Source organism: Kitasatospora sp. NPDC001159 (assembly GCF_053598235.1).
Genome location: NZ_JBSFJV010000010.1, coordinates 57,434 through 83,060, shown reverse-complemented (window position 1 = coordinate 83,060; position 25,627 = coordinate 57,434). Strand labels below are relative to the sequence as shown.

Below are 25,627 nucleotides of genomic sequence, written 5' to 3'. Positions count from 1 at the left end.
AAGTCTAGGTTCGGCGGCCGCTGCTCGCCGTGCGGCGGGCGGTCGGTCAGTCGTACGCGACCGTCAGCAGCAGGACCACGGTCAGGCCGCCGCCGGGAGTGGGCTCGACCGCGAGCCGGCCCCCTGCCGCGAGCACCAGGCCGTGCAACGCCGGGCCCACCGGCCCGGTGGCGCGTACGCCCGCCAGCAGCCATTCGCGGGCCTCGGGCGGCTCGTACGACCCGCGGTCGGAGATCCGGATCTCCACCCGCTCCCGCTGGCGCGCCGTGGTACTCCGCCCGGGCGCCGCCCGGGGGGCCGTCGGGCCGGTGCGCGCGGCCTCGGCCTGGACCAGCACCCGGCCGCCCAGCGGGCTGCGCCGGATCGCGTGGTCGACCAGCCCGGCTATCGCGGCCTCCATCCGCCGGGCGTCCCCGGCCACCACCGGCAGCCCGGGCGCCACCCGGACCGTGACCGCCGCCGCCCGGCCACCGCCGCGCACCACCCGGCGCACCACCTCGGCGACCTGGACGTGCCGCGCCTGCGGCTCGCACCCGGCGTGCCGACCGGTCCAGCGCAGCCGCTCCATCTCGGTGCGGGAGAGTGGCCGGGGTGAGGCCATCGCGACCGGAGGGACCTGGCCGAGGCCCTCCGGCGTGACCTCGACTCCCATGCGGTCGGTGCCGCCCGCGCCGCCGAGCGCGCCGAGCGCCCGGGCTCCCGAAGCGACGTAGCCCCAGAGCTTCCCGCGTGCCATCGCCCTGCCCCTCGTGCCTGACCGGCGGCCGTCATCGGTTCCGCGGCCGACCGGGGCGGGCCGCTTCCCGGGCCCTGCTGCCAGCGTGCGCTTCCTCCGCCCGGGTGACAATCCGGCTTCGGGACGCAAACCGGGCACCGGCCCCCGCCGAGCGGCAGGTCGGGCACCCGCCGACCGGCGGGGCCCTCCGCCCCACCGCAAACCGAGCCAGACCAGCGCTTCGACCAGCTGATGCACGCCCAGCACCAGCGGGAGCGCGGCAAGGCGGTAACCGCTGCGGTCGGCGGGAGCGTCGAACACGGACCAGGCGCACCACCCCGACGCCCGCGACCACCCGCCGACCACGGCATCCGCCGGCGCGCTCCAGCACATCGGTTCGCCTACTCGCCCGTCCTGTCCTGGCCCTTCGAGTTCCTGTCCTTCCCGTCCCGGCCCTTCGCGTCCCGGTCCTGCTCGCCCTCGTCCCCGGGCTCGTCCTCCGGCAACGCCCCGACGCTCTCCAGGGTGTCCCGGACGCTGCCCGGCATTGCCGGGTGCCGTCCGATCACGATCACCCCGATCACGATGGCCAGCAGCCCGGCCGCCTGCCAGGCCAGCGCGCCCGGGGTCACCCGCAGCCGGTCGCCGAGGAAGCCGACCGCGCAGGCGATCCCGGCCAGCGGCTGGGCGGCGGTCAACGCGGGCAGGGACATCCGCAGCGGCGCGGCCTCGAAGGCGCTCTGCACCAGCAGCAGTCCGATCACGCCCGCCGCCACCACCGCGTACGGCTGCCAGGTGCGCAGCACCGCTGCCAAGCCCTCATGGCCGAGGTGCTGGGTGGTGGTGCGGGTCAGCGCGTCCTGCAGGCCGTAGAGCAGCCCGGCGGCGAGTGCCAGCAGCGTGGCCTCCTCGAACAACGGCAGCCGCCTGGCGAGCGAGACCAGCAGCAGGGTCAGCCCGACCACCGTGCCGACCACCAGCCAGTGCCGCAGCTCCCCGGCCGGTGGCCCGCCCCCGGGGGCGGGCCACCGGGGGCGGCCGGTGGCCCGCCCCCGGTGGGTTGCCCGGCCACGATGAACGCCGTCACCCCGAGGCCGAGCAGCAGCACCCCGGCCCAGCCGGAGCGGCCCAGCGTCTGACGGGTCAGCACCCGGGAGAGCGCCATGGCGAAGAGCAGGTTGGTCGCCAGCAGCGGCTCGACCAGGGACACCTGGCCCTGGTTGAGCGCGAGCGCGGAAAGGAGCAGTCCGCTGACCATGAACCCGGTGCCGAGCAGCCACTCGGGCATCCGCATCAGGTCCAGCAGCAGACGCCAGTGCAGCAGGTCGGAACGGGGGGCCCGCTGCGCCGCGTGCTGCTGGAGGACGAAGCCGAGTCCCAGACAGCAGGCCGCGCTGAGGGCAAGGAAGAAGACCGCCACGGAGGGACCACCAGGTTGTCGCTGCCCCGCGCCGCGCCGGCGGGTCCGGGTGCGGTCGGCGGTCGCGGCGCGCTTCCGTCAGCGTACCGCCGGGGCGCCGACCAGGCCGGTCGGACGCGGGAAGACCGTGGCTCGGGGCCCGGGAGAGGGAAGGCGGCCCGGGAGGCGGCGGCACTGCGGCTCGGGCTGGCGACACCGCTGGCGCGCGGGGCGGGCGGGTCCGGTCCGGCTCCCGGGTGCCGGACCGGCCGCGGGACCAGGTGCACGGTGGCTCGGGCGTCGCAACGGCCGCGCTTGCCGCTACGGGTGGGGCAGGCGCACGCTGGTGTGAGCGGCCGCCACGGGCCCTCCGTCCGTGCCGGTCCCGACAGGCGCGACGGGGGCCGGCGCCAGGAGGTGTGGCATGCACAACCAGTGGGACGTGGAGCTGAGCTTCGAGGAGGACGGCGTGCACACGGCGTGCAACGCCAGGCTGGTCGGTGCGAGGGCGCCGGGCCTGAGCGCGCACGGCGAGGCAGTGAAGAGCGCGGAGGACCGTCCGCTCGCCAGGATCGGCGAGGAGTACGCGGCCTCCCGCGCGCTGGAGGAACTGTCCCGCAAGCTGCGGGCCCAGGCCACCGGGGAGATCGAGGACGAGGGGCACCGCCCGGGCTACCTGATCTACTGACCTCGGCGGCTCTCCGCCTCATCGACTCATCGGCCTTTCCGAGGGGCCAGGGCGGCCGTGCAGGCGCGGCCGCCCGACCCGGGTACAACGGGGACCGGCTCAGCTCCAGGGGTTGGCGGCTGGTCGGGCATGGCTGCCCGCCGAAGTGGGTGGCAGTGGGGCGGCTGGGGGCATAGTCAGCCAGTGCCAAGTGTCGTGTGCACCAAGATACTTGATAGGTCGGTCGGTTTCCGGCCGCCGCCCGCTCGCTTGCTCCGTGGACTACCGGACCGGCGCCGCGTCGCGCCCCAGCCGCTCGGCGGCCGCGCGCACCGCCGCCTCCCAGACCCGGTACCCCTCGGGCGGCCCGTCCGCGAGGCGCCCGACGTAGTACTCGGGGCCGAGTTCGGCGGTGCGGTCGTCGGGCGGTGCGGTGCCACAGCCGCCGACCCCAGGCCGCGCGGGCCGATGACGCGCGACTGACGAGGGGCCGTCGCAGATGCGCTGTACGCGGTAGCGCGGCTCCGAGATCGGAGCCGCGCGGCATGCTCCGGCGGGCGGTGATCGGCTTGATGCCCCGCTTCCACGGCAGGCTGCGGTACTCGTCGAAGTCCGCAGCCGCCGTTGCCGCACCGGCAGCAGCGGTTCGATCCGACCCCAGTCGTCCGACACCGATGACGGCACCCCCTCCCCGCGGTCTACTCCACGAGCCACCGGATGAACAGGCAGGGGCACGACGCCGCTGATCGGTCGAGGGCGGCCGAACGTCCTCCTGCGTGGGAAGTCGGACCCGCCGACTTCCAGGCGGGCTTCGAGGCGCGGTGACGCGGTGAAGGAGCGCGTAGGGCGCGGCGGCGTCGGTTTGGGGCGTTTGCTCGGCTCGTTGTGATGCTGCTGCCGGGGCCGGGGCCGGGGCCGGGGCCGGGTCAGGGGCGGGTGGGGCGCAGGAAGTTCAGGACGCGGCGGTTGACCTCCGGGGCGGCGGCGGTGGGGAGGGGGTGGTGGGAGGTGTCCGGGAGGATGGCGATGGTGGCGTGGGGGACGGCGCGGCGGGTGGCTTCGGCGGTGTGGTGGGGGTTGTGGGGGCGGGAGTTGGCGGCGTAGAGGACGAGGAGGGGGGTGGTGAGGCTGTGGAGGCGGGCGGGGGCGGGGCGGGCGCCGGTGATGACGGGGGAGGCGGGGAAGTCGGCGTAACCGAGGGCGTACAGGTCGCGCCAGGCGGGGTCGAGGCCGTGGCCGCCGGCGGATTCCCAGTCGAGGTAGGAGCGGGCGCGGGCCGGAGTGCGGCGGGGGAGGAAGAGGGGGAGTGTGCGTAGGAGGTAGCCCGGGCGGAAGCCGGTGAAGCACTGGGTGGGGTCGAGGAGGGCGAGGCGGCCGACCCGGGCGGGGGCGTGCAGGGCGTACTGCAGGGCGATCCAGGCGCCGTAGGAATGGGCGCAGAAGTCGGCCTCGGGGACGTCGAGTTGGTCGAGGACGGCGTCCAGCCAGCCGAGCAGGCCGGGGAGGTCGCGGAGTGCGGCGCCGTCGTGAATGCTGCGGCCCGGGTCGCCGATGAGGTCGACGGCGAGGACGCGGTGGCCGGCCTCGGCCCAGGCGCCGACGTTGGCGAACCACATGGTGGAGGTGGCGCCGCCGCCGTGGAGGAGGACGAGCGGGCGGCCGCCGGTGGGGCCGCAGGCGTTGATCCGGGTGGTGCCGTGCGGGGTGCGGACGGCGAGGGGTTCGACCGGGACGGGCCAGCGGGCGAGCAAGGCGTCGTAGGCGGCGAGGAAGGGGGCGGTGCGGCTGGACATGATGGGCCTCCGCAGTGTGACGTGATCACCGACCGGGTCGGATAATGAATCACTTGTTGGGCGACTATCTCGCTGAACAAGAGAATAATGGCATGCGACTGCCCGAGGAAGGACGACAGGGTGTCCGAGGTTGAGGAGCCGATGCGGCTGGTCCATCTGCTGCGCGGTCTGACGGTCGAACTCGACCTGTTCGGGGCCGAGTTCGCGGCCCGCAACGGTCTGCATCCGACCGATCTGCGGGCGCTGATCCACCTGCTGGACGCTGCCCGGGCGGGGGAGGTGGTCACCCCGGGGCGGCTCGGGGAAGCGCTGCGGTTGAACTCGGCGGGGACCACCGGGCTGGTGGACCGGCTGGAGCGGCTCGGGCTGATCCGCCGTGAGCGCGATCCGCAGGACCGGCGGAAGGTCCGGCTGGTGGTGGAGGAGGGGGCGATGGAACTGGGGCAGGGCTTCTTCGGCGGCCTGATCGGGGACCTGGCGACGGAGATGGGCCGGTTCGACCCGGCGGAGCTGGCGACGGCCCGGCGCTTTCTGGAGGCGATGACCGCTGTCGTGGCCGCCGCCCGGGGCGGGAGTTGAGACGGGCTACGCGGGTCCGAGGGCCCAGCTGATGACGGACAGGGTCGCCATCGACACCAGCGTCGACCAGAGCACCGCGTCCCGGGCGAGGACGGAGCCCTGCCCGTACTCGCGGGCGTAGGTGTAAACGTTCTGCGCCGTCGGCAGCGCGGAGAAGAGCACCACGGTGAGCAGCTGATGGGGCGGCAGGTGGAGCAGCGGGCCCGCCACGGCGAGGGCGGCGAGCGGCTGGACCAGGGTCTTGACCGCGACGGTCAGCCCGACCTCGGTGCGGCGCGAACGGCCGTCGGCGGGCGGGCGGTTGTGCAGGGACATCCCGAGGGCGATCAGGGCGGTGGGTACTCCGGCGCCGCCGAGCAGTTCGCCGGAACGGTTCAGCTCGGCGGGCAGGTGCAGCCCGGTCCGGGAGACGAGGGCGCCGAGTGCGGTGGCGAGCAGGATCGGGTTGCGCAGCGGCAGGGTGAGCAGGGCCCGGCGGCCGGCCGCGCCGCTGTCCAGGACGGCGAGGACGGCGGGGGTGACCAGCAGGATCTGGAACAGCACCACGGGTGCGACGAAGGAGGCGTCGCCGAGGACCTGCAGGGTCACGGGTATGCCGAGGTTGGCGGAGTTGACGTAGCCGGAGGCCATCGCGCCGATGGCCAGTTCGCCGGGCTTGCGTCGGAAGAGCAGGCGTCCGGCGAGCAGGCCGAGGCCGGTCGCGACGGCGGTGCCGGCCGCGAAGGCGAGCATCGAGGGGTTGGCGAAACGGTCCAGCGGGGTGCGGGCGATCATCAGGAAGAGCGCGGCCGGCATCGCGACGTGGAAGACGAACCGGTTCAGCACCACCTCGGCCTGCGGCCCGAGCAGACCGGTGCGGCCGACGAGGTAGCCGATCCCGGTCAGGACCCAGATCGGGGCGAAGCCGGACAGCAGCGGATGCAGGGATGGCATGGTTCCTCGGGTCGCTCGGACGGGTCCGCCCGGTGCGGCGGCGGGGGCCAGAGAGCCGTCAACCCCCGGGGCGGTGAGGCCTGGGCGCGGTCGGAGCCCCAGGGCAGTAAACCAGCAGCCGCCACCGTGAGGATCACGGGCCTACGATGAGCCGGTGGAGCAGCAGTATCTGAGCCTGTCCGAGGTGGAGGCCGTCGCGCGTCGCGCCCACCAGGGGCAGGTCGACAAGAACGGGCACCCGTACAGCGAGCACATCGCGGCGGTCGCCGCCGGGGCGGCCGCACGTGGCGGGAGCGAGGCGCAGATCGCGGCGGGCTGGCTGCACGACACCGTCGAGGACGACCGGCTGAGCCGGGCGTGGCTGGCGGCGGCCGCGCTGCCGGCGGAGACCAAGGCGATCGTGGACGCGCTCACCCGGCGCCCGGACGAGCCGGTGGAGGAGTACACCGCGCGCATCCTGGCCACGCCCGGCGCGCTGCTGGTCAAGCGGGCCGATCTGGCGCACAACTCCAACCCGGCCCGGCTGGCGTCGCTGGACCGGGCGACCGCCGAGCGGCTGGCCGCCAAGTACGCGCGGATGCGCGAACTGCTCGGGCTCACCGGGGAGCTGTGAACCGGCGGGCTGTGAATCGGGAGCCGTGAAACCGGAGAGCCCCGAACCGGGGAGCTGTGAGTGGCACGAAACCACGGGAGGGCCCGGGCCACGCGGATCGCGCGGGCCCGGGCCCTCTCGGGTCACCCCGGTGGTCCCTGTCCGACCCCCGGGGTGAGGGAGGAGTGGTCAGGAGGCGGGTGGGAGTCGGTACGCCGGTGGTCGGTCGGCTTAGTACCAGTGGTGGGTCTGCCAGAAGGCCCAGGCGGCGTTCGGGCTGCCGTAGCGGGTGTTCATGTAGTTCAGCGCCCACTTGATCTGGGTGCGCGGGTTGGTCCTCCAGTCCTTACCCGCGGAGGCCATCTTGGAGGCCGGCAGGGCCTGGCCCAGCCCGTAGGCGCCCGAGCTCGGGTTGGTCGCGTGCACGTTCCAGCTGGACTCGTGGAAGATGATGTGGCTGAACGAGGCCAGCTGGTTCGCTGGGACGATCTGGGCGGCGATGGTCTTCGGGGACACGGTGGCGGCGTTCGCGGTGGCGGGCACCAGAGCCGCGCCCAGGGCGGTCAGACCGGCGGTGCCAGCGAGAATCGCGGCGGAGGTGCGCATACGGAGCTTGAAAGCGGGCATGTAGGGCAGGACCTCAATCAGGTTGGGCCGAGTCACGCCCCACCCGGGACCGCGGCCGGACAGGGCTGTTGCGGTGGTGGGCGTGACTCGGCGGCAAACCGTTCACCGGCGGGACAGGGGCCGGTGCGGCTGACGACGAGAGTCATTGTTGTCAGACCGGGGAGGCCGTCGCCAAGACCCTCTGGTTACGACGCCCGGTCGTACGCGCGGCGGGCGCCGTGGATTCGAAGGGGCGGCGGCGGTGGGTGCCCGGACCGGTGCTGAGCTGGGAGGGCGTCGACCGGGCGGCGTCCCGGACGGTCGCCTGTCAAGTACCCGGGAGCCACCACTACCGCCCGTCGTAGGTTCGATTCGCCTGTGAGCGCACTCACTGTTTGGGCGCGGCGGCTGTCACGGGACGGTCCGGCCGCGCCACTTTGGGTACAGACGATCTGTGCCCGGCGCCACACCGCGGCGTCACGGCCCGGAGGCGTCGCCTCGCCGAACGTCGCCCAGCCGTCGGTGCCGGGCGGCCCGGGCCGCGAGCCGGTCCGTCTCCCCGGTGGCGGCCAGGGCATCGAGCGCCGTACCGATGGCGGCTCCCATCCGGGCGCAGAAGGCCTCCGGCTCCTCGGTGGCGTCCGGCAGCTCCGGGACCACCTGGTCCACCAGTCCGACCTCCGCCAGGTGGTGCGCGCCGATGCCCTGGGCGCGGGCCAGCTCGGCGGCGTGCTCGCCGTCCCGGTGGACGATCGCCGAGGCGCCCTCCGGCGGCAGCGGCGCGAGCCAGGCGTGCCCGGCGGCGAGTACGCGGTCGGCCGGGAGCAGCGCCAGCGCGCCGCCGCCGGAGCCCTGGCCGAGCAGGACGGCGAGGACGGGCGTGCGCAGCGCGAGCAGCGTGGTCAGACAGCGCGCGATCTCCACCGCGATCCCGTCCAGCTCGGCCCGGGCGGAGAGCTCGGCCCCGGCCGTGTCCACCACGGTGACCAGCGGCAGCCCCAGCTGTTCGGCGAGCCGGGCGCTGCGGCGGACGGCCCGCAGGTCGGCGGCGGTGAAGGGGCGCTCGTGCTCCGGGCTCTGCCGCTGCTGGCCGACGACCAGGACGGGCCGGCCGCCGAGTACGGCGAGGGCCCGGACCAGCGCGCCGCCGCGGCCGCCGGGCGCGTCCAGCAGTACCAACTCCTCGGCGGTGCGGCGGAGCAGCTCGCGGGTGCCGGGGCGGTCGGGGCGGCGGGTGCGGCGGACGGAGTCCCAGGCGTCGGGGCGCTCGTCGGCCTCGACCTCCTCGACGTGAGCGGCGTCCGTACGCGCGTCCGTACGAGGGGGAGAGGTCGGGCCGAGGACGGTGAGCGTGCGGCGGAGCAGCTCGCGCAGCTCCTGCGGTGGCACCACGGCGTCCACCAGCCCGTGCTCGGCCAGCGTCTCCGCCCGCTGGACGTCCGCCGGCAGCTCCACGCCGCGCAGCTCCTCGTAGACCCGCGGGCCGAGGAAGCCGAGCCGGGCGCCGGGCTCGGCGAGGACCAGCTGGCCGAGCGTGCCCCAGGAGGCGAAGACCCCGCCCATGGTGGGGTTGCGCAGATAGGTGAGGTAGGGGAGGCCGGCCGCGCGGTGCGCCTGGACGGCGGCGGTGATGCGGAGCATGCAGAGGAAGGCCGCCGAGCCCTCCTGCATCCTGGTGCCGCCGGAGACCGGCAGGGCGAGCAGTGGCAGCCGCTCGGCGGTGGCGCGCTCGACGGCCCGGGTGATCCGTTCGGCGGTGGCGACGCCGATCGAGCCGCCGAGGAAGTCGAACTCGGAGGCGACCAGGGCGACCGGCCGTCCGCCGATCAGGCCGAGGCCGGTGAGCACGGCCTCGTCCAGGCCGGTGCGTCCGCGGGCCCGGTCGAGTGAGGCGCGGTACTCGGGGTCGGCGAGCGGCCCGGCCGGAGGTTCGTCCCAGCTGCGGAAGCCGCCCGGGTCGACCAGCAGTCCGATCAGCTGGTGCGCCGTCAGCGAAGTGCCCGCTCCCGTACCCATGTCCACTCCGTCAGAGATCGTTCCGACCCGACAAGGTGCGCCACTCTATGCGGCGTCGGCGGCGCGTCGTGGACGGGCCGTGAAGGTGTGAGCAGGCCGACAGGGCCGCTCTCGATAGTTCGACGGCGGTCGACTCAAGGGTGGCGCGGACGGTTCGTGGACGGCTACGGGGAAGGTGGCTCCGGGAGTGGGCCTACGGGTGAAGTCGCTGGTGGAACGGGTGAGTTACCCGTGGGTAAAAAGTTGACTGAGGGCTTCCGGAGTTGTCGGTGGCCCGCCACACTAATGAGCATGATCCACACTCTACGCGCGTGGAAGACCCGCGCCGCCGCCATCACCGCCGTCGCCATGATGACCCTCGCCCCCGTTGCCGTCGCCACCGACGCGCACGCCGACGTGAGCGGCACGGTGTGCCTGTCCACCCTTCCGCCGGAGGCCACGGACACCCTCAACCTGATCGCCACCGACGGGCCGTTCCCGTACTCGCAGGACGGCGTGGTGTTCCAGAACAGAGGCAGCGTCCTGCCCAGCCAGTCCTACGGGTACTACCACGAGTACACCGTCATCACCCCGGGCGCCCCGACCCGCGGCGCCCGCCGGATCGTGACCGGCCAGCAGGACCAGGAGGACTACTACACCGGCGACCACTACGCCACGTTCTCCCTGATCGACCAGACCTGCTGACACCTCCCGGCACGACCGTGGCCCCGGCGGACTTCCCCGCCGGGGCCACGGTCGCACCGGGAACGGTCCAGGGCGCGCCCTACAGTTCGGACGGCCCCCAGGCGCTCACCGCCAGCTCGTCCCCGACCCGCAGCGTGCCCGGCCGCAGCACCGCGAACTTGCTGCCGAACGCCACCCCGCCGGCCGCCGCGCGACGGTAGCGGGCCAGCGTGCGCAGCGGCTCCGGACCGGCCTTGGCGCCGGTCGACTGGTCCACCAGCGTCACCGCGCAGCGGATCGCCAGCTTGGTGTACCCCCAACCCCGTGGCCATCAATCCCCCGTACCCTCCGGCCGTTTCGGATCCGACCTCTCCGTTTCCCCTTGGGGTGGTTGTCGGCCCGGAGCGGTCGTCGATGCGGGTGTCGAGCCGCTGAACGCCGGGCGGCCGCCCGGTTGCTAGGGTCGGGGCATGGCACTGAGCAGCGCGAACCCCCCGGGACGGCTCCGGCGCGACGCGCAGCGCAACCGCGACCTGCTGCTCGCCGCCGCCCACGACATGTTCTCCCGCCACGGCCTCGACGCCCCCCTGGACCAGATCGCCAAGGAGGCCGGAGTCGGCAACGCCACCCTCTACCGGCACTTCCCGACCCGCGAGGCGCTGATCGCCGAGGTCTTCGCGGACGCCGGGGCCGGTCTGGCCGCGGCGGGGGAGGAGGCGCTCGCCGCCGAGGACGCCTGGACCGGACTGGAACGCTACCTCGGGTGGATCTTCGAACTCGTCGCTGCCGACCGGGGCATCAACGACCTGGTCACCCAGGCCATCCCCACCATCCCCGGCATGATCGAGATCAGCCGCGGGCACGCCGCCACCGTCGGCGCCCTGATCGCCCGCGCCCAGGAGCAGGGCACCATGCGGCGCGACGTCGTCACCATGGACCTGCTCTTCCTGCTCGGCCCGCTCTGCCGCGCCCTGCCCGCCGCCACCGAGCTGCGCCCCGACCTCTGGCGCCGCTACCTCGCCCTGCTGCTGGACGGCTTCCGCGCGCAGGCCACCCACCCGCTGCCGGTCCCGCCGATCGGCGAGGAGCACCTGGACCGGATGTTCGCCGACCTGTGGGAGGCGGAGCCGCCGGAGGCCTGACGGGCCCCACGCGCATCAGGGACGCGTACGGAACGTCGGGCGCGGCGTCAGAGCCGTGTCAACGGGCGGGGCCGAGCGGGTGTCGGCGGCTTTGCTGGGGTGGCACAGCACGGACCGGTCGGGTGCGGACGACACGGTTCGGTTCGGATCGGTGACGCGGGCGGAGAGGCAAGGGGCGGGCCATGGCGGACACGGGTGCGGACGGGGGCCGGATCGTGGTCGGCGTCAGCGGCTCACTCGGCAGCCTCGCTGCCCTCCACCACGCGGTCGCCGAGGCCCGGCGCGTGGACGTAGAGGTGCTCGCGGTGCTCTGCTGGACCCCGCCCGGCGACGAACTCGGATACCGCCACTCCGTCTGCCCGCCGGTGCTCAACGCTGGCCGCGACGCCGCCGTCGCACGGCTGAGGCAGGCGCTCGACGAGGCCTTCGCCGGGCGCCATGCCGGCGCCCGGCTGCGCTGCCAGGCCGTCCGCGGGGAGACCGGCCACAGCCTGGTGCGCTGCGCCGACCGGCCCGGGGACGTCCTGGTGCTCGGCGCGGGCCGCGAGCGCGGGTGCCTGTCCCGGCTGATCCGGCCGTCGGTCACCGCCTACTGCGTGCGGCACGCCACCTGCCCGGTGCTGACCGTGCCGCGGCCGCCGCTCCAGCGGGACCTGGAGGCTCTGGAACGCGGGTACGGGCTGCGGGAGTTGGTGGCGGGGAACTGAGCCCTGCGGCCGGCGGACCCGTCCTACGGTCGGTGTCCCGCGGTGCGGGCGGCGGCGTGATCCGGCGCAGCGGCCAGAGCGGATGGAGGTCCGGGCGTACCCGCCATGTCAGCCGGCCGCGACGGTTCGGCCACGGCGATCCGGCCACGGCAGTCCGGCGGCCCGGGCGAGGACGGCGGCGGTCCGGCGGCCGGCGGTCAGGGTGTCGGGGTCCGTGGCGGGGAGGCAGCGCTTGGCGTCGGGGCTATAGGTGGTCATGATCACGCCGGCGTGGTCGGTGGGGAGTTCGAGCAACTCGGCCGTCGGTACCACGGCGTGCAATTGGCGGGTGAGCTCCGCCGGAACCACCTCGTCCGCCGTCCCGTGCACCAGCCGGATAGGGACGGGGGAGGGGCTCGCGGCGAGCAGGTCCAGCGGGCGGTCGCCGGTGGTGGCGGCCGGGCGGCCGTAGGCGGAGGCGATGCCGACGGCGGCGGCGGGACGCAGCTCGGCGGGGGTGCCGGGGTGGGTCGCCACGGCGATCGCCTCCCGGCCGCCGAGCGACCAGCCGGCCAGGACGAAGCGCTCCGGGTCCCCGCCGTACGCACCGGCGTTGCGGCGGGCGAAGGCGAGGGAGGCGAGCAGCTCGGCGCGGCCGCCGTCCTCGCGGTCGGAGCGCCAGTCCGGGACGAGCACCAGCAGGCCGAGCCCAGCGGCCTCCTGGGCGAGCGTTCCCATCACGTCGCGCTCGTCGGGGCCCGAGCCGTGCCAGAGCAGCACGACCGGGGCGGGCCCGGCAGCGCCGGCGGTCGGGCGGTGGACGTCCAGCAGCCGTCCGTCCGCGTACGGAACGACCTCAGGTCGAGTGCTCGTCATGCCGGGTTCGCCTCCGATTCGGTGCCTGATCACGGAGCTGGTACTGTACTTCCTGTCGCGAGGGAGATGATTCCTCGTCAGGCGTCAGCGGTGCTACCAGAGCACGTCCTACTTTCAGTAGGGAGAGTCCGTGCAACCCGGGCCTGGCGCTCCACTGTCGGACGGGGTCCGGTACCTGCTCGGGTATCGGGCCCCGTCCGCGTTCCCGGGCGAGGTCGGCGCGAAGCCGGAGTTCGTCGGAGACGAGAAGTCCCGAAAGGCTTTGCAGGGCGCAGGCGGCGCGTTCCGGGCGGGCTCAGTCGACGAAGCCGATGACCCCGTACTCCTCGACCTCCTGCGCCCCGCGGAGCCAGCCGAGGACCTCCGCGACGGCCTCGGCCACCTCGCGCTCCAGCGTCGGCGTGCGGCCCTCGCGCTCGGCGAGTTCGAACTGCCGCAGCGCCTCCCGGCACTGCTCGGGAGACCACTCGCCGCAGGACACCTCGGCGCAGTAGGGGAGTTCGGCGGGGAAGCCGCTGCCGTACTGGAAGTCCGAGACCGAGACGGCGGTGACGCCGTACGCGCGCAGGCCGTGGTCGACCTCGTCCAGCCACAGGCCCCGGAAGGGGCCGAAGGAGCGGCTGTCGAGGACGGACGCGTCGATCCTGCAGAGGCGCTGGTACGCGTAGCCGTACTGGAACGCGTGCTCCTTGTCGAACGGCCCGCCGTGCACCACCGCGCGCAGCGCCTCGTAGGCGGTGGGGGCGCCGTCCGCGATCTGGTCGGCGAACTCCTGGTCGGCGCGGTCCAGATCGGTGCCGAAGAACCCGCGCACCTCTTCGAGCACGTCCTCGCTGGCGCAGCCGGCCAGGGCGTGCTTGCCCTCGAGGTTGGTCAGGTACGCGGTCAGGAAGGAACTCATGGGGGCACCGTAGCGGCAGTGACGGACAGTCCGCTCACGGGCCCCGGTCATCTCAGGCGGCCTCCGCGGACTCGTCGGGTGGGACGGCGATCAGGACGAACTCCGCGCCGGCGCCGTCCCGGACCAGCGCCGAGCGGCCGAAGGGTGTGGGTTCGGGGTCGGTGAGGACGGTGCCGCCGAGGGTGCGGAGTCGGGCTGCGGTGCGGTCGGCGTCGGCCGTCCCGAACTGGATGCGCCAGACGGCCGTGGCCTGCGGCGCGCCGGAGGGGCCGATGCTGCAGGCGGGCAGGCCCGCGACCCGGGCGAGGGTGTGGCCGGCGCGGGGGCGGTCGTAGCCGTAGCCGAAGGCGCGGTGGTAGAAGGCGCGGGCGGCGTCCGGGTCGGGGGAGAGGTGCTCGTTCCAGGTGGGCGTGCCCGGCTCGTTGACCAGTCCGGCGCCCTCGACGGCCTCGCCCTGCCAGAGACCGAAGGGCGCGCCGAGCGGGTCGACGGCGAGGGCGGCGCGGCCCTGGTCGGGCACCTCGTACGGCTCGCGGGTGATCCGGCCGCCGGCGGCCCGGATTTGCGCGGTGGTGCGGTGCAGGTCGGCGCAGGCGAGGTAGGTGGTCCAGGCGGCGGCCGGGGCGACGGGTGACGCGGTGATCGCCGCGACCTGGGCGCCGTACCGGGTGGCGACCGCCTCGCCGGGGCCGGTCGGGACGAACTCCCAGTCGAACAGCGCGCCGTAGAATCGCTCCGCCCGCAGGATGTCCGGGGTCGTCAGCGCGACCCAGCACGGGACGCCCTCGCGGTACCTGCCCGCTTTCGGCATACCGCCCTCCTGGTGCCGTCGGCCCCACCCGCCAGCCTCCGCGCCCGACCGGCGGGTGGCAAGCGGGGCCTCAGGCGACCCCGCGCGGCCGGAACTGGATGCTGATCCGCGGGCCCACCGGGCGGGCCGTCTTCGGAATCGCGTGCTCCCAGGTGCGCTGGCAGGAGCCGCCCATCACCACGAGGTCCCCGTGGCCGAGCGGCCGGCGGACGACGGCTCCGCCGCCGAACCGCGGCCGCAGCGCCAGGATGCGCGGCTCGCCGACCGACAGGATCGCCACCATGGTGTCCTCGCGGGCGCCCCGCCCGATCCGGTCGCCGTGCCAGGCCACGCTGTCCCGGCCGTCCCGGTAGTAGCAGAGCCCGAGGGTGCGGAACGGCTCGCCCAGCTCCTTCGCGTAGTGCCGGCTCAGTGCCGTCCGGGCCTCGCCGAGGACGGGGTGCGGCGGCTCGGCCTCCGCCGGATAGGAGGCGAGCAGTCGCGGCACGTCGACCATCCGTTCGTACATCTCGCGCCGCTCGGCCCGCCAGGGCACGGTCGCGGCCAGCTGTTCGAACAGCCGGTCCGCTCCGTGCAGCCAGCCGGGCAGCACGTCCAGCCAGGCGCCGTCGCCGAGCACCAGCCGCCGCAGGCCGTCGAACCGGCCGAGGCGGATGTCCCCGGTGTCGGCGTCGTCGAACAGCGAGGGCTGGAGGTGGACGGCGCTGTGCATGGGGCCAGCGTACGCCCATAATCGAACACGTGCTCGAACATTGCCTGCGGCCTCGGAGAACCCCGGAGGCCCGGGTGCCGGGCCTGGGTGTCGGGACAGGTCCTAGCCTGCCGGTATGGCGATCAACGGCTTCGGGGTCACCGAGTTCCAGCTCGTTCTGCTGCGCCGGATGGCCGACTACCGCCCCGACCTTGTCGAGGACGCGGTGCGGCGGCTCGGCGCCACCCGTGCCTTGATGCGGGAGGCGAACAAGCGCTGGCAGGCGATGGTCCGCGCGCCCCGGTTCCCGCATGGCGCCGCCCGGTACACCGCCGTGCTCGGGCCGGCGGAGGCGGGCCTGCCGCGCCGGATCGGGGATCTGGCGTGCGTGGCGCGGCAGTGGGCGTTGCCGCTCTGGCCGGAGCTGCGCTTCGAGATCCTGCTCGGCCCGGCCGAGATGGGCGTGCCACTGCTGAACGAGTGGCTGGTCCGGGCGGCGGGCGCCCCCGCGCCCGAACTGCGGACGCTGGCCGACCTGGTGCCGTGGAGCTGTGTGGTGGCCGACGTGGGCACCGCCTTCCCGGGGGCCCGGCCGCGTGAGGGGAGCGCGCCGAACCGGTTCCAGCTGGACTTCGAGGCGCCGGACGTGGACGGGCGGGTGTGCTCGTGTACGGCCGACTTCACCTGGGGGCTGTTGCAGGAGGTCCGACCGAGGTAGGGGCAGTCGAGCCGTTCAATGGGCGAAACAAGGCGATATTCAGTTAATACCTTTGATTTGCAGGTTGAGGCGAGGTAGTGGCAGCATAATCGCAGACACGGAACAGCCTTGGTATCGGAAAGCGAAGGATCATGTCGGACGTCGCGCGCGTCATCGTCGGAGTCAGCGGTTCGCTGCACAGTCTCACCGCCCTGCACCGGGCGGCCGAGGAGGCCCGGGCCCGGCGGGCCGTGCTGGTCCCGGTGCTCGCCTGGACCCCGGTCGGCGGAGAGCGCAACTACCGTGCCCGGCCGTGCCCGCCGCTGCTCCGCGCCTGGCGGGACGCCGCCGAGGCCCGGCTGGATCGCGCGCTGGAGCAGGCCTTCGGCGGTCTGCCGGTCGGCGTGCCGGTGCGGCCGCTGGTCATGCGCGGCGAGGCCGGCCGGGTGCTGGCCGAGCTGGCCGACCGGCCGGGCGACCTGCTGGTGATCAGCGCCGGTCGCCACGGCTCGGCGCGCGGGCGGCTGCGCCGACTGGTGCGCGGCTCGGTCAGCCGCTACTGCCTCGACCACGCGCCGTGCGGCGTGCTCGTCGTCCCGCCGTCCACCCTGCACGATGACCTGCGCGCGCTGCACCGCGGCATCGACCTGCGGGAGCTCATCGCGGCCTGACGGTCCGTCAACTCCGGTGCACGGTCCGGCCGCCGACCACCGTGCGGACGGGCCGCAGCCCGCGCAGCGTGTCCACCGGGCAGCTCAGCGGGTCCAGCGGCCAAAGCGTGAGGTCGGCGAGGTGGCCCGGCCGCAGGCTGCCGCGCCCGCTGCTCTCGCCGGTCAGCCGGGCGGCGTTGACGGTGTGCAGCGCGACCGCCTCGGCCCGCTCGATCGCGTGCTCCGGGCCGACCACCCCGGCCGTGGTGTCGCGGGTGGTCATGCCCCACACCGACACCATCGCCCCGTACGGGCCGACCGGGAAGTCCGAGCCGGCCGAGAGCTGCGCCCCCTCGTCCAGCCACTCCCGCAGCGGGAACAGCGCGGCGGTGCGTTCCTCTCCCCACGCACGCTGCTGGGTGAGCGCGCCGTCGTGCAGCAGCGGGTGCTGCACCGTGACCGGGATGCCGAGCGCGATCGCCCGGGCCCGCTGGTCGGCCCGGGCCAGTCCGCCGTGCTCGACCACCAGCGTGCCGGGCGGCAGGCCAGGGCGGCGCTTCAGCACCTGCTCGAAGACGTCCAGCAGCACCCGCAGGCCGCGGTCGCCCCAGGCGTGCACGCCGACCCGCCAGCCGCGTTCGACCACCCGGTCCACCGCGGCGAGCAGCTCCTCCGGTTCCCAGAGCAGCCGCCCGTGGTAACAGGGCTGCCCCTGGTACGGCTCCTCCAGTGCGCCCGCCTCGAAGCCGCCGTCGATGCCGAACTTGACGCCCCACAGGCGGAGTCGGTCGTCGTCCCGGCCGTTCGCCTGCCACTCGTCCATCCGGTCCAACAGCGCGTCCACCTGCTCGGGCGTCCGCGCGGCGAAGCCGGAGACCAGCACCCGGACCCGGACGGCGAGTGCGTTCTCGGTGCGGGCCGCGTCCAGCACGTCGAGGTCCTCGACCGGGACCAGGCAGTCGCGGACGGTGCCGATCCCGGTCGCGGCGAAGTCCTCGGACGCCGCGCGCAGGCCCGCGATCCGCTCGGTGAGGTCCGGGCGCGGCAGCACCCGCTCGACCAGCTCGATCGCCCGGTTGATTAGCCGGCCGGTCAGCCGCCCCTGCTCGTCGCGCTCGATCACCCCGCCGGGCGGCGCCTCGGTGGCCTCGGTGATCCCGGCCAGCCGCAGCGCGGCGGAGTTGAGCACCATGTTGTACGCGCCGCGGCGCACCAGCACCGGGTGGTCGGCGGTGGCGGTGTCCAACTCCCCGGTGGTGGGCAGCCGTTGCTCGGCCAGCAGCGCCTCCTGCCAGTTGACCGTGGTGCGGATCCACGCCCCGGCGGGGGTGTGGGCGGCGCGCTCGTGGATCAGCCCGAGGAACTCGGCGAGGTTCCGGGCCTGGTGAACGGGGACGCCGTGGACGCTGTGGCCGGCCAGGATCAGATGGGTGTGGGTGTCGTCGAAGGCGGGCAGCACGGTCGCGTCCGGGGCGTCCACCAGCTCGGTACCGGGGCCGATCAGGGCGTCCAGGCCGTCGGGCTCGGGGGAGAGAGCGGTGATCCGGCCGCCGGTGACGGCGACCGCCCGCTGCGGCGGCTCGCCAGGGACGCGCCCGGGGTCGAGGGTGTGGACGGCGGCGGCGCGGATCAGCAGGTCGGCGGGGGTGTGGTCGGTCTTCCCGGCGGACATGGAGACTCCTGGGGCGTGTCTTGTGGGTCTTGTCGGATCAGGTCGCGGCGTTGGGGTGCGTGCATCACAAGGCGGAGGTGGGGCACCTCGGTGCCGAAGGCGGGGGAGCGTCGTGGACCCGGCAAAGATCCGCATGACACGCCCCTAAGAGCGGGACAGCCCGGTGACCTCCTCGACGTACCGCAGACTGGGCTCGGCGAGCCGTTCGTGCAACTCGGTGAAGACGGCGCGGGCCGGGACGGCGTTCCAGTCGGCGGGCAGCAGCGGCTCGGGCAGCCCTGGGTCGAGGTAGGGCAGCCGGCGCCACTCGGTGAGCATCGGCACGTAGTCCCGGAACGCCTCGACCGGGTCGGTCCGCTCCTGCGCGCGCAACTCCTCGGCGACCGGGCGCCAGGTGTCGGTGAAGGCCGCGTACTGTGCCTCGATCGCCGGGAGGTCCCACCAACTCGCCACCGCCGTGCGGAGTTCGGCGAATCCGGCGTACTCGGCGGAGAGGAAGAGGTGGACGTAGGCGCTCAGGCCGAGGCGCTCCAGCAGGCGGCGGGCGTCCGGCAACAGCCGGGCGGGCGCCAGCCAGACGCCGGGGGCGGCGTTGCCGAAACCGAGCCAGCTGAGCCGGGAGCGCAGCTGGTGGCGGTGGGCGCGTTCGGACTCGGGCACCGAGAAGACCGCCACCACCCAGCCGTCGGCGAGTTCGGCGGGCTCCAGGCTGTGGAAGATCCGGCGGTCGCCCTCCTCGAACACCGGGTCCATCGTGGGGGCGAGGCGGTAGCCGGTGCCCGCGCGGCGTTCCTGGAGCAGGGTGCCGGCCTTCTTCAGCCGGGAGATCGCCGAGCGGACGGCCTGGGCGTCGACGTCCAGCTCGGCCATCAGCGCGATCAGGTCGGCGATCGATATCCAGCCGCCGAGGCGGCGGACGTACTCGCCGTAGACGGTGTGGATCAGGGAGCTGGGCCGGGGTGCGGTCTCCGACATGCGTGGGCCCTCCTCCCCGACGACTGGCGGTGATCATAGCGGCGGCGACAGTGCGGGGCGTAGGCACCTACGCGTAGGCGCCGGAGAGCAGGTGCCCGGCGCCGGGGGCGTGGGCGGGCAGGCCGAGGGCGCGCAGGAGTTGGTGGGTGGTGCAGATGGCGGCCGAGACCACCGGCTTGCCGAGTTGCTGCTCGGCCTCCTCGACGGCGGACAGCGAGGGCATCTGCACGCAGGCGGAGAGCACCACGGCGTCGGCCTCGCTGTGTGCGAGGCCCTTGGCGATCGCGGGCAGCCGGGCCGGGTCGTGGGCGGCCACGTCGAGGTTGTCGGCGATCTCCAGGGCCGCGTGGTCGAGTACCTCGATGCCCTCCTGGGCGAGGTAGTCGACCACCGTGCGGGCCAGCGGCCGCAGGTAGGGGGTGACCATGGCGACCTTCTTGGCGCCGAGCGTGTGCAGGCCGGTGACCAGGGCGCCGGCGCTGGTGACCACGGGCGCGGGGGCGCCGTTCTCGACCGTGCGCCGGTGCAGCCGCTGCTCGGCCTCGCGGTGGTAGCCGGGGCCGGTGGCCATCACCGCGACCAGGCAGGCGTAGCCGATCACGTCGACCCGGGCGTCCGAGAGTTCGGCGGCGCAGCGGTCGGACTCGGCGTCCATGGCCCGCAGCTGCTCCGGGGTGACCCTGGTCATCCGCATCCGGCTGGAGTGGAAGGTGAACCGTTCGGGGGCGACCGTCTCGCGGGCCCGCAGCAGGGCGGGGACTTCGGTCTCCATGGTGACGTTGGAGCTCGGGACGATCTGGCCGATCCGGTATGTCGGCATCAGCGGGTGCTCCCTTCGGCGGGCGCCGGTCGCGGGGTCAACGGGCTTCCGTCGCGGGGTCAACGGGCGTCGACCACGGGGTTGGCGAGGGTGCCGATCCTCTCGATCGTGGCCTCGACCAGGTCGCCGGGCTGGAGGAACTGCGGCGGGACCATCCCCGCGCCCACGCCCGAGGGGGAGCCGGTGGCGATCACGTCGCCCGGTTCCAGGGTCATGCCGGAGGAGATGTCGGCGATCAGCCGGGCGATGCCGAACAGCATGTGCCGGGTGTTGGAGTTCTGCCGCAGCTCGCCGTTGACCTTCAGTGAGAGGTCGAGTTGTTGGGGGTCGGGGATCTCGTCGGCGGTGACCACGACCGGGCCGAAGGGCGCGTAGCTGTCCTGGCCCTTGGAGAAGAACCACTGTCCGGAGCGGCGCTGGTCGCGGGCGCTGACGTCGTTGACGATGCTGTAGCCGAACACATGCCGCAGGGCGTCCTGTTCGGCCACCCGGAAGGCGGGTTCGCCGATCACCACCGCGAGTTCGCACTCCCAGTCGAGCTGCTTGGTGAGGTCGGCGTTGTGCAGGATCGGCTGGCCGGGCCCGGTGACGGCGGTGGCGGGCTTGCCGAACAGGACCGGACGGTCCGGGAGTTCGCGCTCGGTGTCCAGGGTTCGGTGTGACTCGGCCACGTGCTCCACGTAGTTGAGGCCGACGCCGATGATCTTGCCGGGACGCAGCGGCGCGCGCAGGGAGACCTCGGCGAGTCGCCGGGTGTCGGGTGCTCCGGCGAGCAGCTCCCGGACGGTGGCCAGCGCGGGCGCCCCAGCCCGGATCAACCCGAGCAGGTCGCCCGGGAGTTGGACCCCGGCGGCGGTGGCCAGGGCGGTCAGGTCGGCGACCCGGTCGGCGCCGATCCGGGCGCCGAGGCGCGGGGTGTCGTCGCCGTCGGCGCGGTAGGTCAGCAGGTGCATGGCTCCAGGGCTCCTGTTACGAGGTGGTGGTGGGCTGGTGTCCGTCGTGGTCGGGGTAGGCCTCCTCGCGGTAGAGGCCGAGCGAGTGCATCACCGGGAAGTCGTTGAAGGAGAACAGGCAGGCGTCCTCGCCCTGGTCGAGGTTCGCGTGCTCGTGCCAGGCCCAGGACGGGACGACGAAGATGTCGCCCTGCTGCCACTCGAAGCGCTGCCCGGCGATCACCGAGACGCCGCGTCCCTTGGCCGCCGTGTAGACCACCGAGCCGGTGTGCCGGTGGGCGCGGGTGGCCTGGCCGGGGCGCAGCAGTTGCAGGTGGGCGGCCATGGTGGGCATCACCGAGCCGCCGGTGACCGGATTGGTGTACTCCATCACCACGCCGTCGTAGGGCGATCCCTCGGTGGCGCGGGCGAGTTGGCACAGCGCGTGGTAGCTGGGCTCCCAGGGCCAGCCGAGCAGCGGCGAGTACGGCCTGGTCCACTTCTCGACACCGTACGGGAGCAGGTTGCCGCCGTAGCTGAGCAGCGAGGAGTTCACCACCGGGCCGGGGCGCTGGTAGAGCTCGGGGTGGACCTCGTAGAAGTTGGCGTCGAGGGTGTTGACCAGCGGGATGTCCAGGCCGTCCTGCCAGATCACCGGGTTGTCCTCGGCCTCGTTGCCGTGCTCGTGCCAGGTGTTGTTGGGGGTGATCGCGAAGTCGCGCGGGCCGACCTTGAGCTTCTGCCCGTCCACGACGGTCCAGGCGCCGGTGCCCTCGTGGACGAAGCGCAGCGCGGATGCCTGGTGGCGGTGCGCGGTCATCGCCTCGCCGGGCCCCATGATCTGTAGGCCGGTGTACAACAGGCCGACGGCGGCGCTGAGTTCACGGCGCCCCGGGTTGACCAGCATCACCACCCGGCGGCCCGCGTCGTCGGCCTTCACCAGCGGGAGCGCCTTGCGTACCAGTGGACGCAGGTCGGTGTAGCGCCAGAGCACCGGGACGGATTTGGGCTGTGGGTACCAGGGCTCGATCTCGTTCGCCACCGTCCACAGGGCGCCGGCCTCGTGCTTGGCCAACTCCTCGTAGTAGGCGAGCAGTTCTGGGCTGTCGTTGACCCGGGCCCGGCCGATCTGGTCGTCGTCGTGGCTGGTCATGCCTGCTCCTCGGGGAACACCAGGGGCCGCAGCGGGCGGTTGTCCACGTGCAGCCGGAAGACGTCGAAACGGTTGTAGTGGCCGACGATGTCGTGCATCTGCTTGGGCTGGATGCAGCGGCCGAGGTCGATCTCGGCGTAGACGATGCCCTCCTCGTCCACCAGCGGCTCGGTGACCGCCCGGCCGTCCGGGCCGAAGACGCCGGACAGCGCGTTGCGCGGGCGGGCGAGAAGCTTCCGTACCTGGTGGTCCTCGCCCGCGATCAGGTCCACCATGTCGGGCGAGATGGTGGAGCAGGAGACCACGGTGAACAGCTTGCCCTCGAAGCAGTGGGCGGCGGCGCGCAGCGCGATGGCCTCCGCCATGTCGTAGTCCTCGGGGGCCACCGGCAGGGCGATGTAGCTCGCGGCGTGGACGAGTTCGCCCTGGGCCAGCAGGGTGAAGCGGGCCAGGGTGTTGGTGTTCTCGCCGCAGGCCAGCGCGCCGAGCGGGCCTACGGCCGTACGGTGCACCCGCAGCGAGCTGCCGTCGCCCTGGGTCCAGGTCAGCTTCTCGGCCCAGGTGGGGACCAACTTGCGATGCACGCCAAGCAGTTCGCCGTCCGAGCCGATGATCAGCAAGGTGTTGTAGAGCACCCCGAGGCTGTGTCGGCCGCGTTCGTTGACGCCGATCACCAGCACCACCCCGGCCTGCCGGGCGGCGGCGCGCAGGGTGTCCACGTACGGTCCGGGGACGTCCACGGCGGAGCGGTAGAGCCGCTCGTACCAGGGCGAGCCCTGCACCGGGGTCATCGTCCAGTTCCAGTAGGGGTAGCCGGGGACGAAGACCTCGGGGAAGACGACCAGTCGGGCGCCGTGTCCGGCAGCCTCGTGGATCAGGGCGACGGCCTTGTCGACGGTGGCGGCCGGGTCCAGGTAAACGGGGGCAGCCTGCACGGCGGCGGCGGTGAAGCGGGGCAGGTCCGGCATGCTCACTCCTCGGTTCGATCGGGCAGCCAGCGGCGGTGGACGGGCGGGGCGGGTTCGCGCAGCAGGTGCAGTCGCGGGGCGACCCGGTCGGCGCCCGGGCCCGGCGGCTTGCGGCTGCCGGCCCGCCAGGGTTCGGGCCAGCGGGCGCCCGGGCCGGTGTGGCCCTGGTCGGCGGCGGCGTGCAGGGTCCAGAGCGGGTCGTGGAGTTGGGCCCGGCCGATCGCGACCAGGTCGGCGCGGCCGGCCAGCAGGACGGAGTTGGCGTCGTCGTGCCCGGAGATCGCGCCGACCGCGACGGTGGGCAGACCGGTGGCGGCGCGGATCAGCTCGGCGAACGGCGTCTGGTAGCCGCGCCCGTACGGCGGCCGCTGGTGCGCCACGACCTCGCCGGTCGACACGTCCACCGCGTCCGCTCCGGCGTCGGCCAGCGCCCGGCAGATCGCCACCGCCTCGGCCTCGGTGGTGCCGTCGGGGGCCCAGTCGGCGGCCGAGATCCGGACCAGCAGCGGCCGGCCGGCGGGCCAGACGGCGCGCACGGCGGCCAGCACCTCCAGCGGCAGCCGCAGCCGGTGGGCGAGCGGGCCGCCGTAGTGGTCGGTGCGGTGGTTGGTGAGCGGGGAGAGGAAGGAGGAGAGCAGGTGCCCGTGGCCGAACTGCAGCTCCAGCACATCGAAGCCGGCCCGGGCGGCGCGCTCGGCGGAGGCGGCGAAGTCGGCGGTGACGGCTGTCAGTTGGATGTCGGTGGCTTCGTGCGGGGTCGGGCTGTCGGCGTCCCAGGGCAGCGGCGAGGCGGCGAGCAGCGGCCAGCCCTCGGCGAGCGGGCGGCCGATGCCGTCCGGTCCGGGGACGGTCGTCGCGGCCCGGCGGCCGGCGTGGGTGAGCTGGAGGCCGACCGGGGTGTCGCTCACCGTCCTTACGGCGTCGCGGAGTTCGGTCCAGGCCGCCTCCTGGCGGTCGCTCCACAGCCCGGGGCAGCGGTCGGTGGCCCGGCCCTCGGGGCTGACGGCCGTCATCCCGGCGATCACCAGCCCGGCGCCGCCGAGCGCGTGGGCGGTCAGCTGGGCCCGGTCGAAGGCGCTGGGCAGCGCGTCGGGGGAGGTGAAGGTGGCGAGCGGAGGCACCACGACGCGGTTGCGCAGCTCCAGCGTGCCGAGCTTCATCGGCCGGAACATCGGCGGTACCCCGGGCGATCCGCCAGCGGCGGCGTCCACCGTGTCGGTGAATTCGGGGTCGCGGGCGCGCAGATTGCCGTAGGTGACGCGACGGCTGCGGGTGAGCAGGTTGAAGGCGAACTGGTCGATGCCCTGCCCGGTGCGGCGCCCGACGGTCTCGAACCACTCCAGGCTGGCCTGGGCGGCCCGCTGGGTGGACTCCACCACGGGCCGCCGTTCGGCTTCGTAGGCGGCCAGGGCGCCGTCCAGGGTGGGCTGTTCGCTCAGCGCGGCGGCCAGGGCGAGGGCGTCCTCCAGGGCCAGCTTGGTGCCCGAGCCGATCGAGAAGTGCGCGGAGTGCGCGGCGTCGCCGAGCAGCACCGTGTTGCCATGGCGCCAACTGGCGTTCCGTACCGTGGTGAAGCGGATCCAGCGGGAGGCGTTGGGGATCAGCCGATGGCCGTCCAGGTGCCCGGCGAGCAGTTCCGCGCAGCGGTCCACGCTCTCGTGGTCGCTCTCGCCGCGCGCCGACTCCCGAGCGGCGAAGGACTCGAAGCCCGCGCGGCGCCAGGCGTCCTCGGCGATCTCGACGATGAAGGTGGAGCGGGTCGCGCTGTACGGGTAGGCGTGCACCTGCAGGACGCCGAAGTCGAACTCCTCGACGATGAAGGTGAAGGCCTCGAAGACCCGGTCGGTGGCGAGCCAGATGTAGCGGCAGTTCCGCTCGTCCAGTTCGGTACGGAAGGTTTCCGGGTGGGCCGCCCGGGTGGCCGAGTGGATGCCGTCGGCGGCCACCACCAGGTCGTATTCGGCCGAGAGCCGGTCGACCGGCGGGGCGGGCGTGCGGTAGCGCACGTCCACCGCCAGCTCCGCGCAGCGCTGTTGCAGGATCGCGCGCAGACGGTTGCGGTCCAGCGCGGCGAAGCCGTGCCCACCGCTGGTGCGGACCTGGCCGGCGTAGCGGATGTCGATGTCGCTCCAGCGGGCGAACTCGGCGCTGATCGCGGCGAAGACCTGCGGGTCGGCCTGGGCGATGCCGTCCAGGGTCTCGTCGGAGAAGACCACGCCGAAGCCGAACTCGTCCTCCCGGGCATCCCGTTCGAACACGGTGATCTCCCGGTGCGGCGCCAACTGCTTGGCCAGGGCGGCGAAGTAGAGTCCGCCCGGGCCGGCGCCGATCACCGCGATCCGGCGGGCCACGGCCGTCATCCGAGCACCTCCGCCCGCTGCGGCCCGGCCTCGGTCAGCGCCCGGCGCACCGGCGCGGGCCAAGGCTCGGCGCCCTTGGTGTGCGGGGCGGCGTGCACCACCGACATGCGGCCGCTGGCGGCCAGCCCCTGCGGGCCGTGCACCTCGAAGGCGTAGTGCAGCGAGGAGCCGCCGACCCGGACCACCCGCAGCTCGGTGCGGACCACGTCCCCGAACCAGAGCCGCTCGCGGTAGTCCGCCTCGAAGTGCACCCGGGGGATCCGCCCGAACAGTTCGGCCAGCCCGAGCCGGCGCAGCAGCGCGGCCTCGGCCGCCTCGGCCCAGCGCTGC

The 25,627-nt window shown here is 74.0% G+C and carries 24 protein-coding genes and 4 pseudogenes; 8 read left to right on the top strand and 20 right to left on the bottom strand.

The annotated features are described in order from the left end of the window. Window positions 1-46: 46 nt before the first annotated feature. The 3 genes and pseudogenes from ACWC9T_RS08120 to ACWC9T_RS08110 all read right to left on the bottom strand — a co-directional run bounded on the left by ACWC9T_RS08120 (window position 47) and on the right by ACWC9T_RS08110 (window position 2,135). Window positions 47-736, bottom strand: coding sequence for a hypothetical protein (locus ACWC9T_RS08120; protein WP_449820261.1), 690 nt, complete (start codon window positions 734-736; stop codon window positions 47-49). Between the two features lie 186 nt (window positions 737-922). After that, window positions 923-1,108: pseudogene (locus ACWC9T_RS08115) on the bottom strand (DUF6629 family protein); the annotation flags it as partial. Between the two features lie 8 nt (window positions 1,109-1,116). Beyond that, window positions 1,117-2,135 (bottom strand): annotated as a pseudogene (locus ACWC9T_RS08110) (DMT family transporter). Between the two features lie 403 nt (window positions 2,136-2,538). Here ACWC9T_RS08110 and ACWC9T_RS08105 point away from each other — a divergent pair. After that, window positions 2,539-2,802 carry a dsRBD fold-containing protein gene (locus tag ACWC9T_RS08105; RefSeq protein ID WP_396251516.1) on the top strand — a complete coding sequence of 88 codons (264 nt, stop codon included), beginning with the start codon at window positions 2,539-2,541 and terminating at the stop codon, window positions 2,800-2,802. A gap of 905 nt (window positions 2,803-3,707) precedes the next feature. Here the strand turns inward: ACWC9T_RS08105 and ACWC9T_RS08100 are convergent. After that, a complete protein-coding gene (locus ACWC9T_RS08100; protein ID WP_449820220.1) occupies window positions 3,708-4,574 on the bottom strand; it encodes an alpha/beta fold hydrolase in 867 nt (288 codons plus the stop codon). Window positions 4,575-4,715: 141 nt separating this feature from the next. Between ACWC9T_RS08100 and ACWC9T_RS08095 the strand changes: the two genes are divergently transcribed. After that, a complete protein-coding gene (locus tag ACWC9T_RS08095; RefSeq protein ID WP_449820258.1) occupies window positions 4,716-5,153 on the top strand; it encodes a MarR family winged helix-turn-helix transcriptional regulator in 438 nt (145 codons plus the stop codon). A 6-nt stretch (window positions 5,154-5,159) separates the two neighbouring features. Here ACWC9T_RS08095 and ACWC9T_RS08090 read toward each other — a convergent pair whose 3' ends face one another. Continuing rightward, on the bottom strand, window positions 5,160-6,086 hold the full coding sequence (locus ACWC9T_RS08090) for an AEC family transporter (protein ID WP_449820219.1): 927 nt from the start codon (window positions 6,084-6,086) through the stop codon (window positions 5,160-5,162). A 154-nt stretch (window positions 6,087-6,240) separates the two neighbouring features. Between ACWC9T_RS08090 and ACWC9T_RS08085 the strand changes: the two genes are divergently transcribed. Next, entirely contained in the window at window positions 6,241-6,699 is a 459-nt protein-coding gene (locus tag ACWC9T_RS08085) for an HD domain-containing protein (protein ID WP_449820218.1), read from the top strand. Window positions 6,700-6,909: 210 nt separating this feature from the next. Here ACWC9T_RS08085 and ACWC9T_RS08080 read toward each other — a convergent pair whose 3' ends face one another. Beyond that, window positions 6,910-7,305, bottom strand: a complete 396-nt coding sequence (locus ACWC9T_RS08080) for an aggregation-promoting factor C-terminal-like domain-containing protein (protein WP_449820217.1) — start codon at window positions 7,303-7,305, stop codon at window positions 6,910-6,912. A gap of 456 nt (window positions 7,306-7,761) precedes the next feature. Next, window positions 7,762-9,300: a carboxyl transferase domain-containing protein gene (locus tag ACWC9T_RS08075; protein WP_449820216.1), complete on the bottom strand. Its 1,539-nt coding sequence runs from the start codon at window positions 9,298-9,300 to the stop codon at window positions 7,762-7,764. Between the two features lie 291 nt (window positions 9,301-9,591). Here ACWC9T_RS08075 and ACWC9T_RS08070 point away from each other — a divergent pair, with 291 nt between their 5' ends. Then, window positions 9,592-9,984 carry a ribonuclease gene (locus ACWC9T_RS08070; RefSeq protein ID WP_449820215.1) on the top strand — a complete coding sequence of 131 codons (393 nt, stop codon included), beginning with the start codon at window positions 9,592-9,594 and terminating at the stop codon, window positions 9,982-9,984. Window positions 9,985-10,063: 79 nt separating this feature from the next. On the opposite strand, the pseudogene ACWC9T_RS08065 reads toward ACWC9T_RS08070, so the two are convergent. After that, a pseudogene (locus tag ACWC9T_RS08065) lies at window positions 10,064-10,279 on the bottom strand (MOSC domain-containing protein); the annotation flags it as partial. Between the two features lie 154 nt (window positions 10,280-10,433). Between ACWC9T_RS08065 and ACWC9T_RS08060 the strand changes: the two are divergent. Both ACWC9T_RS08060 and ACWC9T_RS08055 read left to right on the top strand, forming a co-directional pair. Further along, window positions 10,434-11,105 (top strand): TetR/AcrR family transcriptional regulator, encoded by a 672-nt coding sequence (locus tag ACWC9T_RS08060; protein WP_449820214.1) that lies wholly within the window; start codon window positions 10,434-10,436, stop codon window positions 11,103-11,105. Between the two features lie 182 nt (window positions 11,106-11,287). Next, entirely contained in the window at window positions 11,288-11,812 is a 525-nt protein-coding gene (locus ACWC9T_RS08055; protein ID WP_449820213.1) for a universal stress protein, read from the top strand. 108 nt (window positions 11,813-11,920) lie between these two features. On the opposite strand, the gene ACWC9T_RS08050 is transcribed toward ACWC9T_RS08055, so the two are convergent. From ACWC9T_RS08050 to ACWC9T_RS08035, 4 genes are all read right to left on the bottom strand, one after another. Beyond that, a complete protein-coding gene (locus tag ACWC9T_RS08050) occupies window positions 11,921-12,667 on the bottom strand; it encodes an alpha/beta hydrolase family protein (RefSeq protein WP_449820212.1) in 747 nt (248 codons plus the stop codon). A gap of 295 nt (window positions 12,668-12,962) precedes the next feature. Then, window positions 12,963-13,568, bottom strand: a complete 606-nt coding sequence (locus ACWC9T_RS08045; RefSeq protein ID WP_449820211.1) for a DUF7691 family protein — start codon at window positions 13,566-13,568, stop codon at window positions 12,963-12,965. A gap of 52 nt (window positions 13,569-13,620) precedes the next feature. Further along, entirely contained in the window at window positions 13,621-14,379 is a 759-nt protein-coding gene (locus ACWC9T_RS08040) for a VOC family protein (protein WP_449820210.1), read from the bottom strand. 70 nt (window positions 14,380-14,449) lie between these two features. Beyond that, complete coding sequence (locus tag ACWC9T_RS08035; protein ID WP_449820209.1) at window positions 14,450-15,091, bottom strand: alpha-ketoglutarate-dependent dioxygenase AlkB; 642 nt, start codon at window positions 15,089-15,091, stop codon at window positions 14,450-14,452. A 115-nt stretch (window positions 15,092-15,206) separates the two neighbouring features. Here ACWC9T_RS08035 and ACWC9T_RS08030 point away from each other — a divergent pair, with 115 nt between their 5' ends. Both ACWC9T_RS08030 and ACWC9T_RS08025 read left to right on the top strand, forming a co-directional pair. Next, window positions 15,207-15,788: a hypothetical protein gene (locus ACWC9T_RS08030; protein WP_449820208.1), complete on the top strand. Its 582-nt coding sequence runs from the start codon at window positions 15,207-15,209 to the stop codon at window positions 15,786-15,788. Window positions 15,789-15,919: 131 nt separating this feature from the next. Beyond that, window positions 15,920-16,438, top strand: a complete 519-nt coding sequence (locus tag ACWC9T_RS08025) for a universal stress protein (protein ID WP_449820207.1) — start codon at window positions 15,920-15,922, stop codon at window positions 16,436-16,438. A 7-nt stretch (window positions 16,439-16,445) separates the two neighbouring features. On the opposite strand, the gene ACWC9T_RS08020 is transcribed toward ACWC9T_RS08025, so the two are convergent. From ACWC9T_RS08020 to ACWC9T_RS07985, 8 genes and pseudogenes are all read right to left on the bottom strand, one after another. After that, window positions 16,446-18,089: an amidohydrolase gene (locus ACWC9T_RS08020; protein WP_449820206.1), complete on the bottom strand. Its 1,644-nt coding sequence runs from the start codon at window positions 18,087-18,089 to the stop codon at window positions 16,446-16,448. A gap of 144 nt (window positions 18,090-18,233) precedes the next feature. Next, complete coding sequence (locus ACWC9T_RS08015) at window positions 18,234-19,064, bottom strand: PaaX family transcriptional regulator (protein ID WP_449820205.1); 831 nt, start codon at window positions 19,062-19,064, stop codon at window positions 18,234-18,236. Between the two features lie 67 nt (window positions 19,065-19,131). Beyond that, window positions 19,132-19,884 (bottom strand): maleate cis-trans isomerase family protein, encoded by a 753-nt coding sequence (locus ACWC9T_RS08010; RefSeq protein ID WP_449820204.1) that lies wholly within the window; start codon window positions 19,882-19,884, stop codon window positions 19,132-19,134. 59 nt (window positions 19,885-19,943) lie between these two features. Continuing rightward, window positions 19,944-20,837 (bottom strand): fumarylacetoacetate hydrolase family protein, encoded by an 894-nt coding sequence (locus ACWC9T_RS08005; protein ID WP_449820203.1) that lies wholly within the window; start codon window positions 20,835-20,837, stop codon window positions 19,944-19,946. 16 nt (window positions 20,838-20,853) lie between these two features. Next, a complete protein-coding gene (locus ACWC9T_RS08000; RefSeq protein WP_449820202.1) occupies window positions 20,854-21,969 on the bottom strand; it encodes a cupin domain-containing protein in 1,116 nt (371 codons plus the stop codon). Then, a complete protein-coding gene (locus ACWC9T_RS07995) occupies window positions 21,966-22,937 on the bottom strand; it encodes a carbon-nitrogen hydrolase family protein (protein WP_449820201.1) in 972 nt (323 codons plus the stop codon). The genes ACWC9T_RS08000 and ACWC9T_RS07995 overlap by 4 nt, the downstream gene beginning before the upstream one ends. A gap of 2 nt (window positions 22,938-22,939) precedes the next feature. Further along, window positions 22,940-25,297, bottom strand: coding sequence for an oxidoreductase (locus ACWC9T_RS07990; RefSeq protein ID WP_449820200.1), 2,358 nt, complete (start codon window positions 25,295-25,297; stop codon window positions 22,940-22,942). After that, window positions 25,294-25,617, bottom strand: a pseudogene (locus ACWC9T_RS07985) (acyl-CoA thioesterase); the annotation flags it as partial. The gene ACWC9T_RS07990 and the pseudogene ACWC9T_RS07985, both read right to left, overlap by 4 nt. Window positions 25,618-25,627 lie beyond the last annotated feature (10 nt).